The organism is Streptomyces sp. NBC_01481, assembly GCF_026339995.1.
Classification (GTDB): Bacteria; Actinomycetota; Actinomycetes; order Streptomycetales; family Streptomycetaceae; genus Streptomyces.
This window is the reverse complement of record NZ_JAPEPT010000009.1, coordinates 66,302-91,501: the sequence shown is the minus strand read 5'-3', so window position 1 is coordinate 91,501 and position 25,200 is coordinate 66,302. Positions and strand designations below refer to the sequence as shown.

The 25,200-nt window shown below is 66.0% G+C and carries 21 protein-coding genes, 1 tRNA gene and 3 pseudogenes; 11 read left to right on the top strand and 14 right to left on the bottom strand.

Features of this window, described 5'->3' with window-relative positions:
• Window positions 1-86 precede the first annotated feature (86 nt).
• On the top strand, window positions 87-839 hold the full coding sequence (locus tag OOK40_RS34865) for an alpha/beta fold hydrolase (RefSeq protein WP_266489706.1): 753 nt from the start codon (window positions 87-89) through the stop codon (window positions 837-839).
• 619 nt (window positions 840-1,458) lie between these two features.
• Here OOK40_RS34865 and OOK40_RS34860 read toward each other — a convergent pair.
• The 3 genes from OOK40_RS34860 to OOK40_RS34850 all read right to left on the bottom strand — a co-directional run bounded on the left by OOK40_RS34860 (window position 1,459) and on the right by OOK40_RS34850 (window position 5,185).
• Entirely contained in the window at window positions 1,459-3,657 is a 2,199-nt protein-coding gene (locus OOK40_RS34860) for an MMPL family transporter (RefSeq protein WP_266489703.1), read from the bottom strand.
• 383 nt (window positions 3,658-4,040) lie between these two features.
• Window positions 4,041-5,039 (bottom strand): beta-ketoacyl-ACP synthase III, encoded by a 999-nt coding sequence (locus tag OOK40_RS34855; protein WP_266489752.1) that lies wholly within the window; start codon window positions 5,037-5,039, stop codon window positions 4,041-4,043.
• Window positions 5,039-5,185, bottom strand: coding sequence for a hypothetical protein (locus OOK40_RS34850; protein WP_266489701.1), 147 nt, complete (start codon window positions 5,183-5,185; stop codon window positions 5,039-5,041). The genes OOK40_RS34855 and OOK40_RS34850 overlap by 1 nt, the downstream gene beginning before the upstream one ends.
• A gap of 367 nt (window positions 5,186-5,552) precedes the next feature.
• Between OOK40_RS34850 and OOK40_RS34845 the strand changes: the two are divergent.
• Window positions 5,553-5,669 (top strand): annotated as a pseudogene (locus OOK40_RS34845) (transcriptional regulator); the annotation flags it as partial.
• A gap of 395 nt (window positions 5,670-6,064) precedes the next feature.
• Window positions 6,065-7,336, top strand: a complete 1,272-nt coding sequence (locus tag OOK40_RS34840) for a tyrosine-type recombinase/integrase (RefSeq protein WP_266489700.1) — start codon at window positions 6,065-6,067, stop codon at window positions 7,334-7,336.
• A gap of 1,092 nt (window positions 7,337-8,428) precedes the next feature.
• Here the strand turns inward: OOK40_RS34840 and OOK40_RS34835 are convergent.
• Entirely contained in the window at window positions 8,429-10,939 is a 2,511-nt protein-coding gene (locus OOK40_RS34835) for a hypothetical protein (protein WP_266489699.1), read from the bottom strand.
• Between the two features lie 660 nt (window positions 10,940-11,599).
• Between OOK40_RS34835 and OOK40_RS34830 the strand changes: the two genes are divergently transcribed.
• Window positions 11,600-11,860 (top strand): hypothetical protein, encoded by a 261-nt coding sequence (locus OOK40_RS34830; RefSeq protein WP_266489698.1) that lies wholly within the window; start codon window positions 11,600-11,602, stop codon window positions 11,858-11,860.
• A 460-nt stretch (window positions 11,861-12,320) separates the two neighbouring features.
• A tRNA-OTHER gene (locus OOK40_RS34825) sits at window positions 12,321-12,413 on the top strand.
• 179 nt (window positions 12,414-12,592) lie between these two features.
• On the opposite strand, the gene OOK40_RS34820 is transcribed toward OOK40_RS34825, so the two are convergent.
• The 6 genes and pseudogenes from OOK40_RS34820 to OOK40_RS34795 all read right to left on the bottom strand — a co-directional run bounded on the left by OOK40_RS34820 (window position 12,593) and on the right by OOK40_RS34795 (window position 16,885).
• Window positions 12,593-12,811, bottom strand: coding sequence for a hypothetical protein (locus OOK40_RS34820; RefSeq protein ID WP_266489696.1), 219 nt, complete (start codon window positions 12,809-12,811; stop codon window positions 12,593-12,595).
• A gap of 387 nt (window positions 12,812-13,198) precedes the next feature.
• On the bottom strand, window positions 13,199-13,474 hold the full coding sequence (locus OOK40_RS34815) for a hypothetical protein (RefSeq protein ID WP_266489695.1): 276 nt from the start codon (window positions 13,472-13,474) through the stop codon (window positions 13,199-13,201).
• Window positions 13,475-13,536: 62 nt separating this feature from the next.
• Window positions 13,537-13,737 (bottom strand): annotated as a pseudogene (locus OOK40_RS34810) (IS110 family transposase); the annotation flags it as partial.
• A 1-nt stretch (window position 13,738) separates the two neighbouring features.
• Window positions 13,739-13,975 (bottom strand): annotated as a pseudogene (locus OOK40_RS34805) (IS1380 family transposase); the annotation flags it as partial.
• 184 nt (window positions 13,976-14,159) lie between these two features.
• Entirely contained in the window at window positions 14,160-14,843 is a 684-nt protein-coding gene (locus tag OOK40_RS34800) for a hypothetical protein (protein ID WP_266489693.1), read from the bottom strand.
• 14 nt (window positions 14,844-14,857) lie between these two features.
• Window positions 14,858-16,885 (bottom strand): RNase A-like domain-containing protein, encoded by a 2,028-nt coding sequence (locus OOK40_RS34795; RefSeq protein ID WP_266489691.1) that lies wholly within the window; start codon window positions 16,883-16,885, stop codon window positions 14,858-14,860.
• 472 nt (window positions 16,886-17,357) lie between these two features.
• Here OOK40_RS34795 and OOK40_RS34790 point away from each other — a divergent pair, with 472 nt between their 5' ends.
• From OOK40_RS34790 to OOK40_RS34780, 3 genes are read left to right on the top strand one after another with little or no spacing between them, the layout of a single operon-like run.
• The gene (locus OOK40_RS34790; RefSeq protein WP_266489689.1) at window positions 17,358-17,615 is read left to right on the top strand and encodes a hypothetical protein; all 258 of its coding nucleotides are present in this window, start codon (window positions 17,358-17,360) and stop codon (window positions 17,613-17,615) included.
• Window positions 17,616-17,663: 48 nt separating this feature from the next.
• Window positions 17,664-17,837, top strand: a complete 174-nt coding sequence (locus OOK40_RS34785; protein ID WP_266489688.1) for a hypothetical protein — start codon at window positions 17,664-17,666, stop codon at window positions 17,835-17,837.
• Between the two features lie 32 nt (window positions 17,838-17,869).
• The gene (locus OOK40_RS34780) at window positions 17,870-18,265 is read left to right on the top strand and encodes a hypothetical protein (protein ID WP_266489687.1); all 396 of its coding nucleotides are present in this window, start codon (window positions 17,870-17,872) and stop codon (window positions 18,263-18,265) included.
• A 201-nt stretch (window positions 18,266-18,466) separates the two neighbouring features.
• On the opposite strand, the gene OOK40_RS34775 is transcribed toward OOK40_RS34780, so the two are convergent.
• On the bottom strand, window positions 18,467-18,958 hold the full coding sequence (locus OOK40_RS34775; protein WP_266489685.1) for a hypothetical protein: 492 nt from the start codon (window positions 18,956-18,958) through the stop codon (window positions 18,467-18,469).
• Between the two features lie 293 nt (window positions 18,959-19,251).
• On the opposite strand from OOK40_RS34775, the gene OOK40_RS34770 reads away from it, so the two are divergent.
• The gene (locus OOK40_RS34770) at window positions 19,252-19,548 is read left to right on the top strand and encodes a DUF3303 family protein (RefSeq protein WP_266489683.1); all 297 of its coding nucleotides are present in this window, start codon (window positions 19,252-19,254) and stop codon (window positions 19,546-19,548) included.
• Window positions 19,549-19,661: 113 nt separating this feature from the next.
• On the opposite strand, the gene OOK40_RS34765 is transcribed toward OOK40_RS34770, so the two are convergent.
• The gene (locus OOK40_RS34765; protein WP_266489680.1) at window positions 19,662-20,966 is read right to left on the bottom strand and encodes a hypothetical protein; all 1,305 of its coding nucleotides are present in this window, start codon (window positions 20,964-20,966) and stop codon (window positions 19,662-19,664) included.
• A 201-nt stretch (window positions 20,967-21,167) separates the two neighbouring features.
• On the opposite strand from OOK40_RS34765, the gene OOK40_RS34760 reads away from it, so the two are divergent.
• Entirely contained in the window at window positions 21,168-21,698 is a 531-nt protein-coding gene (locus OOK40_RS34760) for an NUDIX hydrolase (RefSeq protein WP_266489749.1), read from the top strand.
• A gap of 62 nt (window positions 21,699-21,760) precedes the next feature.
• The gene (locus tag OOK40_RS34755) at window positions 21,761-22,069 is read left to right on the top strand and encodes a hypothetical protein (RefSeq protein ID WP_266489678.1); all 309 of its coding nucleotides are present in this window, start codon (window positions 21,761-21,763) and stop codon (window positions 22,067-22,069) included.
• A gap of 5 nt (window positions 22,070-22,074) precedes the next feature.
• Here OOK40_RS34755 and OOK40_RS34750 read toward each other — a convergent pair whose 3' ends face one another.
• The gene (locus OOK40_RS34750; protein ID WP_266489676.1) at window positions 22,075-22,911 is read right to left on the bottom strand and encodes an adhesin; all 837 of its coding nucleotides are present in this window, start codon (window positions 22,909-22,911) and stop codon (window positions 22,075-22,077) included.
• A 193-nt stretch (window positions 22,912-23,104) separates the two neighbouring features.
• On the bottom strand, window positions 23,105-24,925 hold the full coding sequence (locus OOK40_RS34745) for an MFS transporter (protein ID WP_266489673.1): 1,821 nt from the start codon (window positions 24,923-24,925) through the stop codon (window positions 23,105-23,107).
• Between the last annotated feature and the right edge of the window lie 275 nt (window positions 24,926-25,200).

Sequence of the window (25,200 nt, the reverse complement as noted above, 5' to 3'; positions counted from 1 at the left end):
AGACCGTAAGCTCAACAGACGGTGCCACAGCTCAAGTCCGGCTTTATCGAAAGCTCGACGACCCGTCAGCCCCGGTGCTGACATGCATGCCGGCCATGGGTACCAGGGCCGCCTATTACACACCTTTGGCGGATGCCCTATTCCAGGCAGGATTCCAGGTGGCGGTTGGTGAGCTAAGGGGGCAGGGAACAAGCTCCGTGCGCGTACAACGCGGAGTGCGCTACGGCTACCACGAGATCGTGACGTACGACTTCCCTGCCCTGTTCCGCACGGTCGAGGCCGCCTTCCCGTCGGCACCACGCTACCTTCTGGGGCACAGTCTCGGGGGACAACTCGGTGCACTTTACCTGGGTCAGGAGCCGCAGATGGCCGCGGGAGCGATCCTTGTGGCAGCTCCGTCCTGTCACTACCGTGGCTGGCCTTTTCCGAAGAACCTGGGGGTGCTTGCGGGAATTCATCTCGCAGTCACAGCCGCTTCGTTGTTCGGCTTCTTCCCCGGCAGGCGCATCGGGGTGCTGGGGAACAATTCGACGCAGATCATTCACGACATGGCAGCGCAAGTCCGGACGGGCCGGTACCAGGTTCCGTCGTCGGAAGTGGACTTCGAGCTTTTGCTGTCCAGGGTGGCCCTGCCGGTCCTGGCCGTGGCCATCGAGGGGGACAATCTGGCCCCGTCCGGAGGGATTCGGAGGCTCTGCGACAAGCTCAAGAGTGCACAGGTGACCCACTGGGACCTCGCCCTCGATGGCAGTGCGCGCAGAAACCGGCACTACGGCTGGATTCGCGACAACGCCTCACTCGTCGACCGGGTGCGGACATTTGTGAGCTCGCACTGTTGATCGCGGATGTGTCAATCCGGGCGAGACCGTCCAGGCTCAAGTGAAGCGCCGTCGCGCCGTCTGCGGCCGCGGTGCCTGCGCTCCTCGTTCCAGCAGACGTTGGGGGCAGTCCGAGCGTCTCGGCCTGCGATACGACGTTGTCGACGAAGCGCTGCCGCAGCTCGCCATGGGTGTGCTGCTTGCTGCCCCAAGCGATGAAGCGTCGGCCGACCTGGCCGCCGAGGGCTGCCGCACGGGAGCCGTCCCGCCCGCCACGGTGTCGGGCGGGCCGAACATCAGCGCTACCAGCGGTTCACGCCGTCCTGCGCCATCCGCTTCTGTTCTCGGTGCCCCAGCACAGCTGCCACAGTGCGTCGTAGATCCAGCGGATGTGGAATGCCTCTTCCTGGCAGAAGCGTTGCATGGTGCCCGTGTACGGGCCCCTTTGGCGTGCGGCACAGGGCAGCAGGCCGTCCAGCAGCTCGCGCGCGTGGCGCGAGGGTCTCGGCCGCCGAGCAGAGGTAGAGGCCGTGTCTCGCCTCCTCCTGGACCTTCGCCAGCAGGTTGGCTTGCGACGCGGCGAGGGAGCCCGGGTGATCCAGGTGGCCGCCGACTGGTGCGGCCGCCGTGGTGGCGGCGGTCAGCGGAGCGTCCCCGACGTGGCCCCCATGGTCGCGGGAGCGGAGGGCGCCTCGGACTCCCGGAAGCCGCTGAAGAACCGCGTGTGGAAGCGGCGTAGCGGACCGGGGGACCACCAGTTGGAGTTGCCGAAGAGGGCCATCAGCGAAGGCACCAGCAGGGCGCGCACCAACGTCGCGTCGATGATGACGGCAAGGGCCGTGCCGAGACCGAGCTGCTTGATGAAGACCAGTCGGGAGAGGGTCAGGGCGCCCAGGGGGATGCAGAAAAGGAGCGCAGCGAATGTGGTGATGCGGCCCACTTTCTGCAGACCGGTGGCGACGGCCTCACCGTTCGGCACGCCGAGCTCGACGCCCTCCTTGATCCGTGAGAGCAGGAAGACGCTGTAGTCCGTGGAGACACCGAGCGCCAGGGCGAACAGGATGACCAGCATGGTCGGCTGGAGCGCGCCCTGGCTGTGGAAGTCCAGCAGCCCCGCCAGGTACCCGTTCTGGAAGATCAGAACCAGGATGCCGAAGGTGGCGCTGAGGGTGAGCAGGTTGGTGATGGCCGCCTTCAGCGGGAGGATGACCGATCCGGTCATGGCGAAGAGGATGAGCAGGGTGGTCACAACCGTGATCGCGATCGCGACGGGCAGGTGGCTGCCGATGCTGTCCTGCATGGCCCGGAAGAGGGCGGTGTTGCCGGTGGCCACGGTCGGGTACGGCGCCTTGGCGTTCTTGATCTCCTTCAGGGTGTGCTGTGCGTCGAGGGAAAGCGGCGCCTGCTTGAGCGAGACGTCGGTCTCCCAGAGGCCGTCGCTCAGCTTGCGGGGCGGGGCAACCGCCGCCACGCCGTCGATCTTCCCGAGGGACTCGGCATACTCGGCGAGTTCCGGCCCCGCGTCACTGGGCCCCTTGTGAATCAGGTAAGCCGGGGACTGGAGCGAGCCGGGGAAGTTCTTGTCCAGCGTCTGGTAGACCGTGCCGGCCTTTGAGTCTTCGGGCATGGATGCGGAGTCGATACCGGTGAACTTGATGCCGAGGAAGGGCACGCCCAGCAGGATCAGTACGGCGCCCGCGCCGATGGCGACGGAGACCGGCCGCTTCATCACCCCCTGCGAGAAGCGGTACCAGCGGCCTCGCTCCTCCGGGGCCTCGGCGGCGCGCTGCCAGCGCTTGGGGGACCATGTGTTGATGCGCGGCCCGAGAGCGGAGAGCAGGGCGGGGAGCCCGATCAGCGCGAAGAAGAGTGCCCCGAGCGTGGTCGTGATGCCGGCGATACCCATGGAGTAGAGGAACCGCTGCGGGAAGACCAGCAGCGAGGCCAGTGCGGCGGCCACGGTCATGCCGCTGAACAGGACGGTGCGGCCGGCGGTGGCGCGGGTCCGGTCCAGTGCCTCAACGGTGCTCAGCCCCCGGCTCAGCTCCTCGCGGAACCGGGATATCACCAGCAGGCTGAAGTCGATGGACAGGCCGATGCCCAGCGCGAGCACCAGGTTGAGGGCGAAGACCGACACGTGAACTGTCGTCATCACCATGCCCATGAGGCCCAGCGAGACACTGACTGCGCAGATGGCCCCGCCGAGCGGGATCAGGGCGGCGACGACACCACGGAAGATGAAGAGCAGCAGGATCAGCAGTATGGGGAAACCGATCGACTCGGCCTCACCGAGGTCCTTGCTGGACATGTCGCTGCCCTCGACGTTGGCGGCGGTGGGGCCGCCCAGTGTGACGCTGTTCTTCAGCTCGGGGTCATCGTCGATAGCGGCCAGGAGGGCGTTGACCGCCTTCTTCGGCGCGTCACCGGGTTTGAAGCTGCTCACAGTCGCGACGAGATAGGTCTCCTCGCCGTCGCCCGCGAGCATCCGCGAGTCCTTGAGCGAGGCGTAGTCCATGACGGACTTGACCTCGGGCCGCTCCTTGAGCACGTCGATGGCACGCTGGACCACTTCGGGCCGCTGGAGGGAGTGCGGATCGATGGGGTGGTCGGTCTTCACCAAGACGACGTAGCCCTGCTCCAGGTCCGCGCCGGTCGCTTGCTCGACGTCCTTGAGGACCTTGACCGAGGACGAACTCTGGTCGTCGTAGTCGTCGAGCCCCATCGTCATCTTGGACAGGGAACTACCCCCGATGCCGAGGGCAACCAGGACGAGGACGCCGACCACTATGAGCAGGCGCCTCGGCCTCCTCTCGATCAGCCGGCTGAGTCCTTCGAACACCTCGACCACTCCATTTCTTCACCTACGGTTCGGCTCCCGTACTCGGCCCGCTAGTTGGCGATCACTCCGTCGAGGGTGTCGGCAGCTATGCCGAAATGGGTGCGCATGCCGGTGTCCGTGGTGTCCACCAGACATGGAACGGGGCCAGGGCTGTTGAGGTCGTAGAACTCGGGGTGACCGAGCCCGACGGCATGAGCGTGGGGACATCTCTTCGGATGCCGGAGCAGGGGGTGGCGAGTACGGCCGTGGAGGTCGTGGTGCGCCTTGTCCTCGGCGTCGCAGACAGCGCTTGCGCGTCTGCAGTCTGCGGTGGTTCCGAGCAGGCAAATCTTCAGTGTGGTGAGCCGCTGCCGGGTGAGTTCGATGGCAGCCGAGGGGGCGCATCACGGCAAGGCAACCACCTGCGCGGCATGTGTCAGGCCCGCCCCGAAGCCGACGAGCAGCGCGTGCCCGCCGCTGGGCAGTGCTCCCTGCACCATCAGGCTTTCCATGGCAAGCGGGATGGAGGCCGCCGAGGTATTTCCCGTGCCGACGACGTCCCTCGCCACGACCGTATGCGGAGAAAGCCGCAGGCTCCGGGCCGCGGCGTCCACGATACGGGCGTTGGCTTGGTGCGGAATGAAAGCGCTGAGGTCATCGACTGTCATGCCTGCGGCTTCCAGTGCCTGCTGGCCGATCTGCGGCACGATCCGCACCGCCCAGCGGTACACCTCGGGTCCCACCATCCGCAGGGCAGGCCAGGGGCGTTGCGGCTCGCGTGTCTCCAGCCATGAGGACTCATGGGCGATCAGATGGTGGCGTGAGCCGTCCGAGCCCCACACCGCCGGGCCGATCCCGGGCTCCTCGCAGGGGCCGACCACGACCGCGCCCGCTCCGTCGCCGAAGAGGAACGCGGTACCACGGTCCTCAGGGTCGATGATGTCGCTCATCTTCTCCGAGCCGATCACCACCACGTAGCCGTGCGACCCCGCTCGTATCAGGGTGTCGGCCAGCCCCAGCGCATAACAGAAGCCGGCGCAGGCCGCGCTGACGTCGGCGGCGGCTGCGGACGGCGCACCCATCAGGGAGGCGATGCGTGGTGCAGCCGCAGGGGTTTGTTCGAGGTGCGACATGGAGGCAAGGAGCACCATGCCGACTTCCCCGGGATCGACACCCGCCTGAGCCAGGGCTTTGACCGCAGCCTCGACTCCCATGCCGACGACGGTCTCGTCCGGCCCGGCGAAGCGGCGAGTGACGATACCCGAGCGCTGACGGATCCAATCGTCGCTGGAATCGATGCGGGCGCACACGTCCTGGTTGCTCACCACACGGCTCGGCCGGTAGGCACCGACACTGAGGATCCGCGACCCCCGAGATCCCCGAGAGGAACGCAACGTGGCCATCAGTCGCTCCACTCGTACTGGGCCAGGGACGAGGACACCACGCTGGGCAGCTCGCGCTCGAAGCGGGCTTGGGCTTGGGCGCCAGGCCGCAGGTCCACCGACACCGTGGCCCACGGTCTGCTCCTGAGTCCGAGTAGTCGTCCCACGGTCATCTCTCCTTAGCGGTCTCCCCCGGGCCACCTCGACCAGGCGCGCCATCAAATCATCGGCGCTCGGGCAGCCTCTTCGCAGCGGCAATCGGGGCGACTCTCAGGGCAGTTGAGCCGCACGAAAGGGCTTCCTATCCGTTCGGCTGTCCCCGCCGACGGTGAGACTGATGGCGACGAGGGCAGACGGCTGCTGCGGATCATCAGCAGCGGCAGGCTCTACTCCGCCCATGCCCGCACTGTCCTGGCCGCAGCACCCACGCCCGCTGCCGCGGCTCGTCTCACCCTCAGTCGGTAGTTGCGCTCCCTCCACACGCGGGTCGACCGACTCCCGCAGGCCCGCGGCACGGTCGTCTCGCTCGCGCCGAAGAGCTCTCGGTGCGTCGAGGCCGTGCAGGACCTGCAACGGCGGATGCAGCCGTTCGGGAATCACCGGCTCGTCGCTGATTTCAGCGAGCGGGCGCGCGAGCTGGTCGCGGCCTGACGCACATAGGGTGCCCCCGCTCGGGGCTGCCCACGGACATGTCGAGTGCTCAGAATCACGCAAGCTGTCTCGCCAATGGAGTCATGCCCGTACCAACATGCAGGAGAACCTGCCGTTCGATGGCCGGGTGTGCGTGAGCCATGCGTGAGCGGACGGCGCAACCCCAGCCGTCACGAGCGGGATTAAGAACCATGCTGGGTGGCGCTGACCTGCAAGGACAGCACCACCCAGCATGAACGAGCACCCCCCGGCAAGGATTCGATCCCACTCCTAAAGCGGGTGTCGCAGGTTCGAATCCTGCCGGGGGCACAGTGTCTGACCAGCGCGTTTCCCCTCGCCGGGGAGGCGCGCTGTTCGTCGTAGCCGTGGCATTAGCCGTCAGTAGGTTCCACAGCATGGCGAACACCGAGCGCAAGCCCATTCAGCGAGGCCGCATCCGGCGCAACGGATCCGGCTATCAGGCCAGCGTCTACGTAGGGCGCGACCCGCTCACAAAGAAGAAGATCTACGTCTACGAGCAGGCCCCCACCCTTGCTGAGGCCGAGAAGGCCCGCACGAAGCTGCTCCACCAGGTCGACGAGCAGCGGCACCCCAAGACCCAGGTCACCATGGCGTTCCTGCTCGACCGCTGGCTCGGGGTCGCCGAGCTGGACGAGACGTCGTACGAACGGGCCGAGGGCATCATCCGCAACTACCTCAAGCCCACCTTCGGCGACACGAAAGCCGGCAAGCTGACCGCCGAGATGCTGGAGCTGTTCTACGCGCGGCTGCGTCAGTGCCGCGAGCAGTGCGACGGTCTGCGCAAGGGGAAGGTTGACCCGAAGACGAAGAAGAAGCACGTCTGCAGGAAGCTCGAAGCGAACTCGATCCGCAAGATTCACTTCATCCTGCGGCCCGCGCTCGACCGCGGCCTGCGCTGGGGGTACGTCACGACGAACGTCGCCGCCCTCACAGAGCCGCCCTGCCAGCCGAAGCCGAACCCTGACCCCCCAACTCCCGAAGAGGCGGCCCTCGTTCTCAACATGGCCTGGCAGCAGGATCTGGATTGGGGGACGTACCTGTTCATGACGATGGTGACTGGCTCCCGCCGCGGAGAGATGTGCGCGCTGCGCTGGTCGGACATCAACTTCGAGCGGCTCGAACTCTTCGTGAAGCACTCCAACAGCCGTCGCCGCATCAAAGACACCAAGACCCACCAGCGCCGCAAGCAGGCAATGGACGTGATCACGCGCGCCGTCCTGGTCGCCCACCGGACCCGTGCCGAGGAACGCTGCCAGGCACTCGGCGGCGAACTGGCGCGGGACGCCTTCGTGTTCTCCGTCGAAGCCGAGGGATCGGTGCCTCTGCTGCCCGCGAGCGTCAGCCAGCGCTACCGCCGTCTCGCCCTGAAGGTGAAGATCCACACCCACCGTCTGAAGGACCTGCGCGCGTACAACGTGACCGAGCTCCTGGGCGGCGGCGCCGACGTCCGAACCGTCGCCGGCCGGCGGTTCAAGACGGTCGCATCCGTGGGGCCGGCTCTGACGACGCTCGAAGAGCACGGTTTCGTACGCGGAATCCACACGGAGCGCAAAGGCTCCAGGGGACGCCAGCCAGCGGTCACGTACCGGGTCCACCCGGAGGTCACAGCCCTTCGACGCTCCGAAACCGTCAGCAAAGATCGCTGAGCAGGCGAAGCATGCGCTTAGAAGGCGCTTGGATGCTCAGGGAGCCTGGGGCATCTGAACTGCACTTTCGCGCCGAAATTCCCGTGTCACTGCGCTACTTCGACACGCATTGGACAGGGAGACTCCTCCTATCGGCCGTGGATTCCGGCCTTGGCGGATCCACTTCGCAAGGTCTGTCCACCACCGCTGTTCCCCGCCAGTTCCCGCACGATCTGGCGCGAGTGTGCCACGGGCAACCTGCTGCTCCGGTGCTCTAGCCCAGATCGATCAGGACGCTGCTGTAGCTGCGAGATGACTGCCTTGCCAAGATCGATCTGGATATGTTATGGGCATGGCTGACCTCATGTCCCTACTCCAACTACTCGGCGCAGGCAGTGTGGGGGCTGTGATCTCCCAGTATGTGACTGCCGCACCAGAGCGAAGGCAAGCACGCGCCCGCGCCCGAGAGGCGATGGCAGCGGTAGAAAGAGCTCGATGGGCAGGCGGCGAAGAAGGTGAGTGGCAGGAACTACGCACTGCAGTGCATGCGTTCGAGTCGGCGGTCATGGTTGCTGGCGTGCCACGAGCCGTATCGCGGTGGTACGTCAGAGTATCGGTCGCTGCGTACAGAGAGACCAAACGAAACTTAGAGGAGCATGGTGACCCCGAGTTTGGCGGATACCTCCTCTCCGAGCACGCAGACGTCTTATCGGGAGCTGCAGAGGTCGTGTACGACGCACTTTGGCACCCTCGACTGGCACGGCTGACATGGCGAACACGACTATCGCGCTCAAAGCGAGCGATCGTGAAGGCCACGGAAGGTTCGGATAGGCTTCAACGAGACCTTGAGACACGCCAGGGGATTCTGTAGCGAACAAGAAGCCGGCCGCACCTATTCATTGGGCGCTGGGAGTCTCAACGGCCAAGTCAAGTCGCTGGCAGCCTGCGCCGCTCGATGCGAACTACCTGTAATGCGGTTGCTGAGGTCTGCCGGGCTGCTCAGCCGTGCGCTTCGGCCTGGTGGCGGTCGGCTGCGGTCGCGGTGGTTGCTGTACTCCGCTGCTGTACTGCAACGGCTCCGGAGGCACCTTGAGTCCCACGCTTCTCTGCTGCTCAGAGCTGGCGAGGGCGTGGTATCTGTTCCAGTGCCGATTCGAAAGAGCGCTGCACTTTCCTTTCAGTGGGGGATTCGAACCAATCACCGAGCGTTTGCCAGGCCGCAGCGTATCCTCGGCAGATTTTCTCCAGTTCTCTCGGTGGCAGCTCAGACGTCCCTGAGGCGTCGGCATCGCGCAGCCGATCGAGCCACTTCCGGCTCTTCGTAGCTGCTGAGTTGTTTCCGTTGAGGTCCGTACGCAGATTTTTCAGAAGGCCGCGGATATCCTGCGGAGCGTTTATGGATTCCGGGATGTCGTCCAGCTCTTCCGAGGACGGGACGCCCGGAAGTAGATCGCCCCTGGCTACTCCTTCGGTGTTAGATGCATCTTTCACCTTTTCGATCAGGTCAACCCTGGTCGGCCAGTCGCCAGCCTGGGTTTCTGCGATCTCCTGCATAGAAATCCAGACTCTTTCTTCACTGCGGAACCACTCGACCGCGGAGTGAACGTCGACGCTGGGCTGTTTGCCCCGCTGGTGCCAGATTTGCTCCATCGCGTGTGCTTCAGCCGCTAGGAATTTCTCTTCGTAGGTGGCCATCTGGGATCGGACGACATCCAGAGGAAGTGTTCGGCGGCCTTTTTTGTGCGGGTACATCTGGCCGACGAAGTGCTTGAAGGCCCGATGCTGCCGGAGGGCTGTGAGGTCGGGGTCGCGGTCGATCAACCACATGTGCTTCTTGGTTTTGACGGTTGTGTAGGCGCTATCGGAAGTGCGCAGCGCCTTCCTCAGCTCGTCGACAGCGAATTCGGCCAGAAGATCGTTACGCACCCTCTTGTTCGGTTTCCCCCGCATGTGTCGGTTGTCCCGCATCGCCACCGCGTACACGCAGGCAGCGTTGTAGTGATCCTGCCATTGCCTGCTTTCCGTCCGCACTGGCCATTCCATTCGCAGCGGCCAGCGAGGCCAATACAGGTGGACCCTGACCCGCTTATTGAGGTCGGAGACGGACAACGATTGCAAGCTGGCTGCCTGCTGGTACGGCTTTCGGTGCCAATTGAACTGCGGAAGCATGACCGCCGATGAGTCTCGTCCTGACTTCTCGGAGCACTGGCCCCATGCGCGTGACAGGTCCAAGGGGGCTAGCAGATCACGGACGATCCGCAGATCGGTCCATGTGCGGTAAGGCCGAACACCTGGGACGAGATAAGCCAGCGGACGATCTGAGGCGAGCCTGTACATCTCCTGTGCACACGCCCGCTGGAAGAGCAAGCGAACTTCCTCGATGGAGCCACTGCGGAGAATAATCTCGATGCGAGTTCTCGCGCCCTTGTCGACCTCTCCTAGTCTCCACCGCCTCTTGGAATTCATCACCTCAATAGCGAAGGGCCAATACCGGTCCGCGAGTACTGGAATCAGTCGCTGGCGAATCTTCTCGCGCGTCTTCGCGCGAGTGCCGGTTCCATGGCGATTACACCACTGGTTCGGCAGGTCATCGTAGAGGCGAAGGAGGTTGGCGTAGTCATAGCGCACGTCAATCGCGTCCGGACGCCGCCGGAGATGCAGCAGATAACTGGGGCGGCGGAGATGTCCGAACGACTCCCAGAGTCGCTGTTTGTAGCCGTCTTCTCGTTGTCCGTCGGAGATCAGCGATCCTTGGATCACGTCAAGGGCGTCGATGTACAGGCCACATGCCTGCTGGACCACCGACAGTCTGTGCCGTATGTAGGGATTGAGCGGATCAAGTCGCAGCGCCTTGAAGAACCAGTCCATCGCTTCGTCGTATTTCCGGTCGTCCGTCAGCTGACTCGCTTTCTGGAAGGCCGCGAACAAATCAGGGGGCAGATCGCGGCCCACCCAGTCACGCCAGGGCACGCGCTTGCCGGCGCGAGTGACGGGCAGGATCGACGCCACTACCCAGTACACAGCGCTGCGGACAGTCTCTTCCCAGTTCGGTTGCCACACCGTCGTCATGCGGCAGCCGCCGAGCGCGTACGAAGTGACTGTCACGGTCATGCCGCAGCACGGTTCCTGGGTACGGACCTGCAATTCTCCCTTGACCCGATATGCGATCTTCGGCCGCAAGCTCGCCAGGAAACGCATCATGCTCGCCCCGAAATGTTCCGGGGCAGGGTCGATGTCACCCACCAGGTCGAGGACACTTCCCGCAGGTGCTTCGGGGACACCGGGCGGTGGGTACAAGCTGGTCTCCGACAGTTGCTTGCGGAACTGAGCGGTCAGATCAGCGAGCGGGGGAGTTGCGGCCTCCCCGGTCGCATTCTGGAGCGCCTGCACGTCAACCGGGCCAGGCTTGTACGCGCTGCGCGCGAGCATCGCACGCCGCCAGACGACGACGAAGCACACGAGCAACGCAAGTGCCGCCAACCGAGCGCTCGCCGGTACGTTCTCCCCTCCATTGCTCCCAGTCACCAACCCTGCTACACCACCGAAAAATTCATTCAGCCACACCCAGGAGTGCCAGTCAGCCGCACTGCCGTCGTTCCACGTGTGACCTACCCAATAGGCCATGGCGAAGAGTCCCGCCAGCAGTCCCCAAAAGAGCAACCACCTTCGACCTGGATACCGGAGCGGCAGGGAGGACTGAGCCACTTGGGCCCGTTTCGGATGCATCATGATGGACTCCCCACCCATCTCACGGCGCGTATACATCCCAGCCTGCGCCGGAATCCCAAGCTGCGCATTTTGGGCAATGGTTCGCCGACGGCTACGGAGAGGACCGCGTCTTCCGCAGTTGACGGCCAATGGGGCGCTCAGTAGGCCGAATTGGGAAGTCGATGGAGTCTCGATGACTCAAGTCAACCACCGACCCGGGTGATTGCTCGGCTACTTCAACTGGTCAAGGGCCCCGTAGCCGCCATGGTCAGCAGCCGGTGTCTGCCGTACTCGACCGCCCACCCGAGTCGGCCGACAAATCATCAACAGGACAGCATGCGTAGGTCAGATGGAGGGTCAGACCCCTCGGGCGGCGCCACCGACATCCTCACAGTCAGCTGTGGATGTCAGCTCCCCCTCGCCAGCGAGTCAGGCAGCCCGATCGCTGAGGTCTGCAGGACGGTCACTCGGCCCTCAGCCCCCGTCAGGCAAGCATCAGGCACGCGTTCTAAGCTGGAAAGGTCTGCAGATGCGCCCTGTCTTCCAGCCGCGCCGGATGGGAGGAAGGAGACTCTGATGATGATCAACGAGCGGGCACAGAAGGCGGATGATCGCCTGAGTGAGCTGGCCAGGGAGATCAGCGAATACGAGAGCGGTCGCAAGAAGTGCGACAGAACTACCCTCCAACTCTCCTTGCTCAACCTCCGAAAGCAAGAGCTTTCGGCTATGCGTGAACTCCAAGAGGCTGACCCGTCATTCAGGCCAGGCGCTATGGCCGAAGGGATCGTCAACATACAGCGGGAGATTGGGCATCTTGAGCATTCGCTAAACTCGTAGCCGCCCCCATCGACTCTCTGCTTGGCGATAACCAAGTCAAGCCTCCGGCCTATGCCCCTAGATGCGAACCAGTTCCGAAGGGGCGAGAAGCCCAACATCCGACGACAGTCACGGACTGCGCGAGGGCTGCTGGAGGTCACCATGCCATGGGTCGGACATTCGCAATCCTATGACCTGGAATCACATAGGGCGTCATGTTCATGCGGGAACTGGAAAAGGTCGGTTTCTCTCGACGATGTCTCACGCGCCTTTCATAAGCACCTTTATAGAGCGCGCGCTATCTATCGGCACGAAGAAGGTGGGCAGGAGGACATTGGATTTATCGGAAGTACAGCCTGGTGTAACTGTGGCTGGGAGCACGACGAGCAGAGTGGAGTCTCCGCTCTGCAGGCCGCCCAGGGCCACCTCAAAGAGGCACTTGCCGAGGAGAAGGGTCAATAGGCGGCGCCCATATGAGGTCGGCGGAGTCTCAATGGGCGAGTCAACCCATCAGCGATCTTAAAAAACCGTCATGGCAGCGATGTCACCGTGGGTTCAAATCCCACACCCGCCGCAGGTGAACGGCCCCTGGCCAGGCAACTCGGTCAGGGGCCGTTCTCATGAGAGCTGTCCGCCAGCGACCGCTGTTCCCCGCTGTTTCCCGGCCGAACGGGCGCGGAGGGGCACGGCCGGCTTTTTATCCGTGGCTCTACGTGGATCGGTCACCGAAGGTCATAGCGGTCGCAGTAAGCCCTACAGGATGACTGCTGAACGGGATCGGTTGCTGAGGTTGCTGTACTTCGCTGCTGTACCGCAGCCGACGATCAGGGCACCAACAGACATGGCGTCGGCGTACACGCTCATCACCTCTGCCAGTGGCCGCCAGATCACCACCAGGACAGCGATGACCGTGATCGCCCAAGGTTGAGGGGACGGGTTTGACAAGTCCCCTGGTACGCGGGTCAGACTCATGTCGGGCCTCCAACAGGCTCGTTGCCCACCATGCAGCCCTCGTTGGGAAGCTTGTGCTGCGTGGTGGGCTCTCTGATGTTCAAGGCCATGGTGGCCCTTGCGCGAGCGGGGGCCGTCGACAATCAGAAGCGGACTTGTGCGTCCGTGCGGCATCAGGGCACCTCAAAGCCACGCCGGGAATGAGCCACCCTAGAAACGCCGATACCTGCTTTGACGCGGCTGTTCATCAGTTGTTTATTGCAGCTCAGAGAGCTTTCGCAGAGCTTGCAGGGCTTGCACTAATACCAACCGAACTATGGCTGAAAATTATCGATCCGCATGGATGGAACGAGGTCGGCGGAGTCTTAATGACCGAGTCAAGGAGCCCCTGGGGGCGGCTTCTGGCTGTCAGAGGTCTTCGCTGGCAGCGTGGAGGAGGTCCATCGCTTGGTTGTGGAACTCGCGCTCGGCTTGGCGGCAGGGGGCGACGAAGAACGCGCGTTGTGCCTCGGGAAGTTCGCAGTCCAAGAGGCTCATGGTGACCAGCACCGCATCGACGCCGTGGCAGTTGTGGTCCTTCAGCCACTGCTGCAGCGCGTCGGTGTCGTGTGTTGCTTCCCAGACCGGTCGGGCTGATTCGAGCGTGGCTGCGATGCGGGCTGATCGTTCTGGTCCGATGCTCACTGGCGTGCCTCCTGGGTCGACCGGAGGTTACCGGTGCAGCCAGTCGGACGCTGAGGCCCTTGTCAGGCCGGGCAGGCGAGTGGTGGCTGGGCGGAGAAGAGCCGTCCGTCCCGGAGCAGTGCCCAGAGGACGTTGACCCGTCGGCGGGCGAGGGCGATCACGGCCTGGACGTGCTTGCAGCCCTCCCCTCGCTTCTTGAGGTAGTAGTCCCGGTTGGGGCCTTCGCGGATGATGCTGGTCTGGGCGGACAGGTAGAACACCCGGGCGGGAGACCGTCGGATCAGACGCCACCGGCCCGACGCAGGCCCACATCAGCCAGGCAGTCCCGCCCAGCGCGAACGCGAGCGCCACATCCGGCCGGATCTTGCCCGGATCGTGCACCGCCCGCGCCTTGCGCCACGGCGCCAACGCCGCTGATATCGCCTGATCCAGGCCGGTCCTGCGGGGACACAGCACCCGCAGCAGGCCCAGCCGTCGGCCGAGTACGGAGCCCTCGACCAAGCCTTCCAAGAGAGCGTCCTCTCAAATGCACTGCAGTGGTCATGGAGTCAGCACTGTCGCAGCCTGGGGTGGGCATCGCCTGAGGGCTTCACAACTCGAGCAGGGATGCGGGCTCTTGTCGGACGGCACCCGTCCCCGGTCTTCTCGGGGAGGGGTGCCGTCCGTGCGCCTGCCGGGCGGGCGCTCAGCTGACGAGGTACTTGACCGCGTCGACCACGTGTGGGCCGTAGCCGAAGGCCGCGGCCAGATGCTCGAGTCGCTCGTACGCCGCCGGGGTCAGTGGTGTGCCGAAACTGTTGACAGCACAGAGCAGGAACCGGAAGGCCAGTTCGGCGCAGACAACTTCTGCGCACCGCATCAGCGCGTGACGGGTGGCCGCTGACCGGGTGTCCTGGTCTCCGCCCTGGTCGAGCAGCCCGACCATGGCGACCACCTCCGCCGTCCGCCGGCGATGCTCGACCGTCGCCGGCGAGGCCCCGTCGGGCACGCACACGGGATACGTCGTGCAGGCGTCCTCCGAAGCGCCGCGTGCTCTCGCGATCGGCACGATCAGCGACAGCAGGCGGTCCACGGACGCGCGCTCCTTGCCGCCGATCTCAGGCTGGCCATCCATCGGTGTGCCCGTGGCCCGCCAGAGAACGCTCAGCTCCTCGCCGGTGAGGTCCGAATCCCGCAGCCGCAGTACGTCCTCGATGAGGAGCAGGACGCGGCCGGGTTCGAGACCCGGGTTCCGGCCACCTAGGTAGGCCACGGCATGATCCAGTGCCGTGTCGGCGTAGAGGATCCAGTCGCCGTGGAAGGACGTGCCGAGCTCGGTCACGCCGAAGTCGAAGGTCATGTCCTCGTGCTGTGCTGCGGGGTCGTGCATGGTTCTGCTCCCCTTTACAGCGGGTAGGCGGTCAGGACGTAGAAGCCGCCGGGCTTGTGGCCCTTTTTCGCGGCGAGGATCACCTTGAAGCTGTTGCTCGTGGTCGGACTGTAGTTGCCGAGGTGGTCCATGCTGTCGCCGAGCGATCCGGTCCCGTACGTGCCCTGGAGCGTGAGCTGCTGCGGCTTGCCCGGCTTGCCCGCGTCCTGCACGAACTTCGTGATGCGGTCCTTGTTCTGGTCGACCAGCTGGTTGACCGCCTTCTGGGCGAGGTCCGCGCTCTTCCAACGGGAGTTGGACGTGGGCCTGCCCATCCGCCGGGTCTTGGCCTTCGCCAGGGCCTCCATCTTCTGCCGGTCGACGTTGACGTGCTCGTCCAGGGTGTGGGCGATGCCCGGGAACATCCGCTCGGCGCGCGCCAGGTCGGTGCAGTTGTGGACCAGGACGTCCTGGGCGCCGACTCGCACGTAGTAGCTGTCGATGCCGCTGACGTCGAGGTCGTAGGTGGCCTGCCGGCCGGCGGACCGTTCGGTCGCGGTGACGGTGGCCTCGGTGCCCTCGGCGGTGTGCAGGCGGTCGCCCGCGCGCAGCTCGCCCGCGGGGACCCACGCCTGCCGGTCCGGCAGCCAGTAGCGGTGCTGCTCGGTCGACGTGAGGTCGGAGACGTCGCCGTCCGCGCCGGCGACCGACAGTCGGACAACCGTCTTGTCGGTGTACTCGGAGGTATACGGCGTCGACATCACCGGGCGCGGCCGGGTCAGCTCGGCGAACTCGCCGCCCGGGTCGGTCGCGAGGACCTCGTCACCCGGCCGGACGTCCTCGATCGGCTTGTGCGTGCCGTCCGCGAGGAGCACGGGGGTGCCGGCCGGGAAGCTGTTGCACTCGAAGACCACATCGGTCTTGCGTGCCTTCGCGATGTCGTCCGGGATGAGCTTGCCGCCCAGCTTCAGCCAGCGCAGCACGGCGAGGGAACCCAGGGCCCGGTCGAAGCCGTCGACGTGCTCGCCGGTCATCATGTCCTTGCCGGTGATCGCCTCTACGATGCCCTTGCCGTCGCCGATGCCCGGCATCAGGCCGAGGATGATGGACATCCGGCGCTGCTGCTCCTCGCTGTCCAGGCCGGAGGAGCCGTCGCTCCAGGTCTTGCCGACGTTCGAGAAGTCGAACTCGAAGGCCGGAACCTCGCGGAGCTTCTCGGCGGCCTTCTTGATGCCGGGGACGACCTTGTTCATGTCGTCGACGGCCTTGTTGGCCTGGCCGATGCCCTCGTTGAGGGTGTCCATGCCCTTGTTGGCCTTGTTGATGGACTGGTTCAGCCCGCCCAGCGACTTGTTGATGTCGTCGACGGCATCGTTCATGTCGCCAAGGGCGCGGTTCATCTGCGCGAACCCGGCGTTCATCTGGTCGAGCGCCTTGCCGATCCCGTCGAGGTTGTCCTTGACGCTCTTGACCGCGGCCTGGAACTTCGGGTCACCGACCAGCTGCGCGAGTCCGAGCGTCAGCCGGATCAGCAGCAGGGTCATCTCGATTATCACGAGGATCGTCTCGATGGTCTCGAGGACGTCCTTGATCAGCTTGTCGATGTCCTTCTGCGCGCCGGCGGCCGTCGCGCGGATCCGGTCCTCGACCTGCTTGCGGTACTCAGGGTCCGCGATCTTGGTCGGGTCCTCCTTGAAGGCCTCCCTCAGCTTCTGGAGGCCGGCGGCTTCCTTCTTCACCGTGCCGAAGTGTTCGACGGTGTCCTTGTGGAGGTAGTGGACGCCGTACGCGAACATGCCGACGCCGGCACCGACCTTGAGGGCCTTCTGCGCGAAGTCGCGATAGCAGGCCGGTTTCTCCAGCAGCGACAGCTTGTCGCAGCCGGAGATCCTGGCGGTGCCCTTGACGATGGCGGCCAGGCGGTCGGTGTCGAGCTGCGCCTCGGCGTGCGTCAGCCTGACGCTCTGTGCGGCCAGCGCACTGTCCTCGCCCATCCCGAACGTCAGGAAGACGCTGAGAATGGTCAGCAGTGCGGCAGTTTTCAGTTTGAGTTGGCGGTGCATATACGTCCCGTGCCGGAGAGCAAGGCGCGCACGGATGGTCTCTCCGGCGCGGCCGGGCTCTGAATTCCCCCTGGTGGCCGTCCGCTTCAGGCAGCGACCCACCAATTACCGACCAGTAGCTTACGCGTAGCATCGATCCCCGACGATCCGCCCCACCAAGGGCCAGTTGGTTTCATGCGGCCTCGGGGCTGCGGTGACGAGCGCGCGGCTCTATGGGCTGTGGCCTCGTCGTTGGTGGTGACTGCGCGAACGGAAACCTTGAACAACTTCTGAGGCGGAATCATGGCCTCCATCACATTGGCCACTCTTCGGATCATGATCGAATCGGTGCCGACCAAGCGGGCGCTAACCCCCGGGCTGTCGTCCGGGGGCGGGGGAACCAGTGCCCAAACAACTAGATACGGGGTATTCCGCACGTGCCCAGTGCCATCTCCACCACGAGCCGCGTCGAGCGTTCCGCGGGACCAGCGCGATGTTCGTCGCCGCAGTGACCGCCGGCGCCCTCTTCGCCACCGTTTCCGGCGCCAACGCGGCGCCGGCCTCCTCGCACCACACCAGCGCCGGCGCCACAGCGTCGGCGCACGAATCGGGATTTGAGGCGGCGTATCCGAACGACAGCGCAGCACAGGCCGCGTTGTCGCCTCTCTTTGCCAACGAAGAGGTGCGCCACACTCTCCTGGCCGAGATCGCCGGTGGGAAGAAGAGCCACAAGCTGGTCGCCGCCGACTGATGGGACGGGACGAATTCCATCGTCAAGTGCAGCGCGGCTATCGCCGCTGTGCTGATCTCTTTTGCACCGGCCGGTTCCAGCATCAAGGTCGTCCGGGCCGTCGCGCTGTTCAAGCGTTACGGCGCGAAGAAGACGGCGAGCATCATCTGGCGTTTCGTGAACGGCAAGAGGGCTGGCTCGGCGGAGCGCGAGGCAGTGAAGGCCTTCATCGGTATTCGCTAGCTCTGCAGCATGCAGCAGGTAAGGAAGAAGTCATGACGGTTGAGCATGTGGCTGTGATCGCCCTGGTGGCGGAGGTGGCGATCATGGTGCTGGCACGATTCGGCACCGAGCGGCGTCACTGGAACCACCACAAGCGAGGCGGGCCCGTCCCGCTGAGGAAAGACGACATCACGCATGTGCCGGCGCTGTTGTATGCGCTCGCTGCTGTGGCTGTGTCAGTTGGCGCAGCGACGACTCGCGTCGAGCTGACATTGTCGGCCGTCGGCACGTTCGCCTTGTTCGGCATTCTCCTCCCGGCGTTCGCCGCCAACTCCGTGATGGTGCTGGCCACGCGAGGTCGCCCTGACACGGTCGCCCGCCGGCAGCGCGGCATCGCGTGGGCAGTGGCCGTCGGCGGCGGCCTGGCATCCGCCGGCCTCATCAGCTAGCAAAGGCCGCCCGGAGCGCCGAACGATCAGCAATCGATCGTGCGCCTGCCCGGCCTTTGTCCGGCCTGGGCAGGCGCACTCGGCACGATGAAATCAGAATCGAATCAGCCGGGCTCATCCCGCTCCGCGAAAGACCCCCAACCGCTCACGGTTGGGGGTCTTTCAACGGACCGGCTCCTTCGAAGCGCCAGACGACTGTTCTCAGTGAGTCACGTGGATGGCGATTTGGGAGTCCGTGGCATTCAGGAAGGTCCCACTGATGTGGCCGCGGGCCTTTCGGTACTTCCCGGTGCCGCCGGTGATCGCGATGTCGAACTCGGCCTGCCCGGTGGCGGGCAGCCGGATCAGCCCCTGGGCCGCGATCTGCCCCCCGGGCAGCGAGAACGTGGCCGCGCACTGCGACTCGCTCGAACCGTCCGGTTCGACGATGAGAACCGTGCAAACGCCACCGTCGTAGCCGACCTTGACGCTGCCACGGAAGAGGTCGTCGGTGAACACCTCCTCGTCGCCCTGATCGAAGCCCGGCGCCCCCAGATCGAGGTCGGTGCGCGACGTCAGGCGCGCGAGCAGGTGGATGACCTGGCCGTCACCTCCCGTGCCGAAGCTGCTGGAGTTGGCCGCGGCGGCATCCGCGATCGGAAGGCCGGTGAGGACCGTGGTCAGGCCGGCGACCGCGCCCAGCCTCAGAGCCATGAAACGGCGCACAGTGCGCCCCCTTTGGAACGAATGGGCGATTTAGTGATGAATCATCATCTAACGGCTACATAAACAACTCACAACCGGGCCACCCCGCCGACGCGCCCGACAGCCAGCAATGCCGCCCGATCGGTCGCGTCCACCCGGGCGGTCCGCACCGGCACCTGCGCGAAGAGCACGCCCTCCGACCCGCCCCACTGGCCCGCTCCGGATGCGAAGGCCCGGGATCGCGACGACGATCGGCTGGTGGGCACAGGTGTGCCGACGCGCCAACGAAAGGTGGGAAGAGCATGAGGGTGTTGCTGACCGTCGAGATGGACACCGAGAAGGCGAACAAGGCGATCACGGGCAAAACGTTGCCGCACACCATGAAGTCGGTGCTGGACCGGGTCAAACCGGAGGCTGCGTACTTCGGGGCGCAGGAGGGGATGCGTACCGGGTTCATCGTCTTCGACCTGAAGGAGGCGTCCGACCTTCCCTCCGTCGCCGAACCGTTCTTCCAGGAGCTCGGTGCCAAGGTGAGCATCACGCCGGTGATGACCTTCGACGATGTCCAGGCCGGTCTGCAGAAGTACGGATCGAACTGAAGGCACACACGGAAACGGTCCGGGACAGGGATTCAGAGGCCCTCCCGCCCAGCAGGGCGGGAGGGCTTCCGGCTTGCAAGCGGGGGCTCGTCGCCCCACCGTGCGCCGGGGGCTCAGGACGTGCCGAGCCCCAGGTCGCCGATCACTCCGATCCGGATGCCCAGCCACGGATAGGTGTGGTTGTAGAACACGTTGTCCTGCGGTTGCAGTCCGACCGCCGAGGGCCACATCTGGAAGGCCGGCGCGTTGGAGACTCCGCCGTGCAGCCGCCGCCAGACCCGCGCGGAGTTCCGTCCGGTGGGGGGCGCCGTGATCGTGTCGGTCCACTCGACCGCGTTGCCGCCCTGGTCGAGCGTGCCCCACGGCGAGGTGGTCTCCGCCTGGCCGACCGTGCTGAGGCTGCCCTGGTAGAGATCGGCATATGTGATGGGGTCCAGCCCGATCGGGTTGACGGTGGAGCAGTCGGCGGGCTGCAGCTGCGCCGGGCACCAGCTCGGTGCCGGCTGGCCGGAGGCGTGGTACGAGGCCAGTGGCTGGTTCGCCGCGTTGGTGACATCGCCGGTGGTGGGGTTGAGGACGGTGGGGTTGGGTGCGGTCGCGTCGCCGTCGCCGAAGACTCCCGGGTTGGTCGGGTACTTCCAGTACGAGTAGGTGCCGCCGCCGTTCGGGTCGAAGTACGCCGCCTTGATCCACTCGTCCTGGCTCGGCACGACGAAGCCGGAGTCATCGGCTCGGGTCGCATTGCGCCGGGCCAGGTCGTACATGCCGCGCTCGGTCCGGGACGACAGTCTGACCCGGTAGGTGACGTAGTTGAAGTCGCCGTTGCTGCTGGACTGCTTGGAGATCAGTCGACCGTTGTAGAGCGAGTTGACGAAGCGCGCCGCCCTCAGGAAGTTGGCGAAGCCGTACGGCTTCTTCGCCCATTCCGGAAAGGCCACCGTGTAGTGACGGCCGTTGCCGGCACCGGCGGAGAGATTGATCTGGCCGTACTTCGGCCACGCCGACGAGCTCTCGGTCTCGTCATAGAGGTCAAGGCGATTGCGCCCCTCGGGATCGACCGTGTTCAGGAACGCCACCCACTGTTCGACGGTGACTTCGAGCTGCCCGATCTCGTAGGGATACCTGACGCCGCCGACCGTCACACAGCCCCTCGACGTCTGGGGGGCGTCGGCGCACGACTGGTAGATGGCGTCCGTGAACGGGACAACGCCCACCGAAGGATTACCGGGCGCACCGACCTCGGCGGTCGTCACCGTGATGACCGCGCCCCCACGGGAGGGGTCACCCCCGGGGCCGTCCGGCCCGGCGGCAGCGGCACCGGAGCCGGCCGTCGCGGACGCGGCGAGCAGCAGCGCCGATACCCCGCACGTCGCTACGACGGCCCTAATGAGGCGGGTGCGGCTGGAAACGAGGTGCATGGGCATACCCTTTTCGGCCATGGCAGCCCGCTCCGCGGCAAGGACAACGCGGAACGGACCGACGATCACACAACGGTTGACGCCACGCTAACGCGACCCGCTACTCTCCGCTTCCGATGCATTACGCACAGGCAGCGAGTGATGCCCCCCAGGGCAGATCACGCAGAGCCGTTCGGAGTACTGGAAATGGGAGTTGGGCTCGTGCGGTGGACCGTCCATGGCGAACGGCAGATCTACAGCAACCCTTGGGTCAACCTCTGGCTCACGGACGTCCAGCAGCCGGACGGTCACCGATTCGAGCATCACGTCGTACGGATGCGGCATCTGGCGGTGGCCGCCGTGGTCGACGAGCGCAAGCGCGTACTGATGATGTGGCGGCACCGGTTCATCACCGACACGTGGGGGTGGGAGCTGCCCATGGGCCTCATCGAGGCGGACGAGACACCCCAGCAGACCGCAGCGCGGGAGGTCGAGGAGGAGACCGGCTGGCGGGTGGCAGCCATGAAGCCCCTGGTGTACGCGCAGCCCGCGAACGGCATCACCGACTCCGAGCACCATGTCTTCCGCGCCGACGGAGCCACGTACGCGGGCCCGCCCACCGAGATGAACGAGTCGGACCGGATCGAGTGGATCCCGCTGCGGGAGATCCGCGGCCTCATCGACCGCCGGGAGATCGTCAGCGGCGGCAGCCTGGTCGGGCTGTTGTACCTGCTCCTGGACGAGGCCGGTTGATCGCAACAGAAAGGGCGTGCATTCCCCTCTCCCCGACGGCCGTTCGGGCCTAGGGTCTGCCCATGAGTCAGTACGCCACCGCGATACAGGACGCAGCGCAGGAGCAGGACCACTTCGGTCCCAGCGGGCACGACATACGCCAGCCCGTCCGTGTGCACGCCGTTCACTGGCCGGGGCCGGGTGATGAGCACTGGGACGAGGCGCGGACGATGTGCGGGCGTTCGGCGGCCGGGATGGAGAAGGCCGTGCACACGGCTGCCGATCCAACCTTGTGGCATGCGCCCCGGTGGGAACGGCTGACGTGCGACGCCTGCGACGAGGCCGTGAAGGCGGCCACTGTCGCTGCCACTGCCGCTGCCCCGCACGATTGACCGCCTCAGGCGCGGCAGATCGCCCGCATCTGGGCCGCGGCGTGGTGCGCGCCGTCGCGTTCGTCGCTGCCGAAGTCCTTGCCGCGGTCCACCAGCTGCACCGCCAGCTGCTGATTGGTGACCGGGATCTTCTCGACGATCAGGCCGCGGCCCCGCAGTGACGTCTGGTCGATCTCGAAGGACTTGATCGCGCTGTCCTCGTCGTCCGGGTCGGCGAGTACCCGGTACGTCGTCGGATCGCCCGCCACGTCCTGGTCGCGGTTGGCCTCCGGGATGACGACGGCCACCGAGCACGTCGTGTATCCGCTGCCCACGTACCACGACCAGGTCGCCCTGCCCCGGCTGTCCTTGGTGTCGCTGCCCGACATCGGCACCGCGCTGAAGCGGCCGTCGCAGCCGTCGCCCTTGTGGCCGCCGATGTTCACCGTGTACCAGCCGTCGAAGCCGTCGCTGAAGCGGCCGGTCTCGCGGTAGAGGCCGCCGCCGGTGCACCCCGGGCCTGCCCAGGCGGAGTACGAGGGCCGGTCCGGGGCTTTCGGCGGGCCCGGCTTCTTCGTGGCGGAGCCGCCGGGGCTCGGGGCGGGCTTGGGTGTCGACGACGCGCTCGGGGAGGTGCCGGGCAGTGCCGTGGGGACGATGCGCTGCGGGGCGCCGCCGAAGTCGCCCGGGTCGAAGTCCGCGTCGCCGGACCCGTTCGCCTCGGACGCGGCCGAGTCACCTCCGTACAGCGTGACCGCCGAGACGGCCACGGCGACCGCGGTCAGGGCAACTCCCCCCGCCAGCAGGATCTTTCCCGTACGGGAGAGGAGGGAGACTCGTCCCGCCATTGTCTCGCGGGCCACCCATACCCCACCCATCACCCGTGTTCCGCACTTCGGGCATCTCATTTCGGGCAGCGAACCTCTGCTGTCGCCCCCGCATCGTTCGCACGCCATGTCGCACCTGAACCAGTAGACCAACTGCTCGGTAGGTCAAGGCTGTCCACTATGCATCAGCACGACAGACCCAGGTAGGTGTTATCGCCGGTAAGGGGGGTCAGCGGAGCTCATCGGGGCACGGAGTGCCACGCGGCAGCTGGTACGGGGCCGCCAGGCGGTACACCCCCGGCGCGGGCGCGAGCAGTTCGGTCCACTCGTCGCCCTCCGAGTCCTCCTGCGCCTTGAACAGACAGCCGTGGCGATTGACGAAGGTCTTCGCCTCGTCCTCGTCGTCCCGCTTCTTCGACGCCTCCGTCTCCTGCGGGCCCTTCACCTTCTTGCCGTGCTCGTCGACGATGCTCAGCCACGGCGAGTACGGGATCCGGATCAGCACCCGGCCCGCCGTCTTCACCTGGATCGTGAGCTCGCCGGCGCCCGCCCGGTCCACGGTCGCCGGCGGGTCGGCCAGCGGCATCGGGTCCTTCACCCGGAACAGCTGCCAGTTCTCGTCGCTCCAGATCCGCGTCAGATACGGCTGGCCCTCACGCACCAGCTCCGCCTCCTGCTTCGCGCCGCTGGAGTCGGGCGAGCCCTTGGGCAGTACCACATAGTGGACCGCCCACCGGTCGAGCCAGGCACGGTAGCCGGATGCCGTCAGCGTCCTGTCGTCGTCGTAGAAGAGCGGATTGCGCTTCATGTCGGCCTGGCGGTTCCAGCCGCGGGCCAGATTGACGTACGGCGCGAGCGCGGACGCCTCCCGGTGGCTGCTGGCGGGGACCACCTCGACCCGGCCGCGCTCGGCGCGTACCTGCTGGAGCCGGTTGACCAGCGGCGCGAGTTCCCGGCTCCAGGACGCGGCCGGGGCCGTACGCACCATGTCGTCCACGGCCTTGAAGCCGATCCAGAAGTTCAGGCCCGCGAAGGCGAGGACGAGCGCGTACCACTTACGGGACTTCGGCACCGTGAACGGCAGCGCCGCCAGCAGCACCACACCCGCGAAGAGCATCGGGAGCCGCGAGACGTTCGAGCCGATCTGCGAATCGATCAGCCAGGTCAGCAGCGTGCCCAGGGTGTAGACGGCCGCCGCCACACGGACCGTCAGCCACTCCTTGGGTACGAGGAGGAAGACGAGAACCCCGAACACGAAGGGGAGCGACGTCGACCAGAACGACATCGGCTGCGTACCGGAGAAGGGGAACAGCCACGAGGACACCGCCACGACGGCAACAGGGGCCAGACCGAGGGCGTACGCGCCGGGACGGCGTCGGTTCAGGAACAGCGCCGCCGCGACCACGCCGAGGAACAGGCCCGCGACCGGACTCGACGCCGTGGCGATACCCGCGAGCGGGGCGGCCACCGCCGCCTTCGCCCAGCGTTTCATCCGCCACTTGTGCGGCCAGCAGAAGACCGCGGCGACCGCGCCGAGCGCGAACATCATCCCGAGGCCGAAGGTCACCCGGCCGGACAGCGCGTTGCAGAGGAAGGCGAAGACCCCGGCCAGCGCGCAGGCCACGGGATTGCGGACGGCACGGACACGGACCAGGATCAGCGCGGTCAGCGCGGCCGAGACCGTACCGGCGACCATCATCGTCGAGCGGACGCCGATCAGCGACATCAGATACGGCGAGACGACGCTGTACGAGACCGGGTGCATCCCGCCGTACCAGGCGAGGTTGTACGCCGAGTCGGGATGGCGTCCGACGAACTCGGCCCAGGCGTCCTGGGCCGCGATGTCTCCGCCGCTGTTGGCGAAGAAGAAGAACCAGATCAGATGGGTGAGCGCGGCGAGAGCCGTCGCGAGAAGCACGGGGTGACGAGACAGTCGGTCCCGCAGGTCGGCGAGAGGACCGGGCTCGGTGCGGCCGGGCGCGGGCAGACGTATTCGCAGCCCGGTGTCGGGGCTGCTGCCGTCCGCCTGTGTCGGCTCAGCGGTGGTCACTGCGGCTCTCTCCGTCTTCCCCGGCTGTGCCGTGGTCCCCCGGCCGGCCTGCCTCCGACGTGCTTTTTGCTGCTGTTCATGTTCAAGGACGCCATCTGGGCACCTTGAAGTTGCCCCGGGACGCTAGCACGCGGGCGCCCCGTCATCTCGGGACGCCCGCGTGACGTGACGCGTCTGGGTCTGACCCAGGTCCTGTCCGGCCGATCTTGCCGGGCTCGCGTGCCCTGGCACGCACTCCCCCGTAGCCCTTCGGGCACGGGAGGTGCCCCATGCCG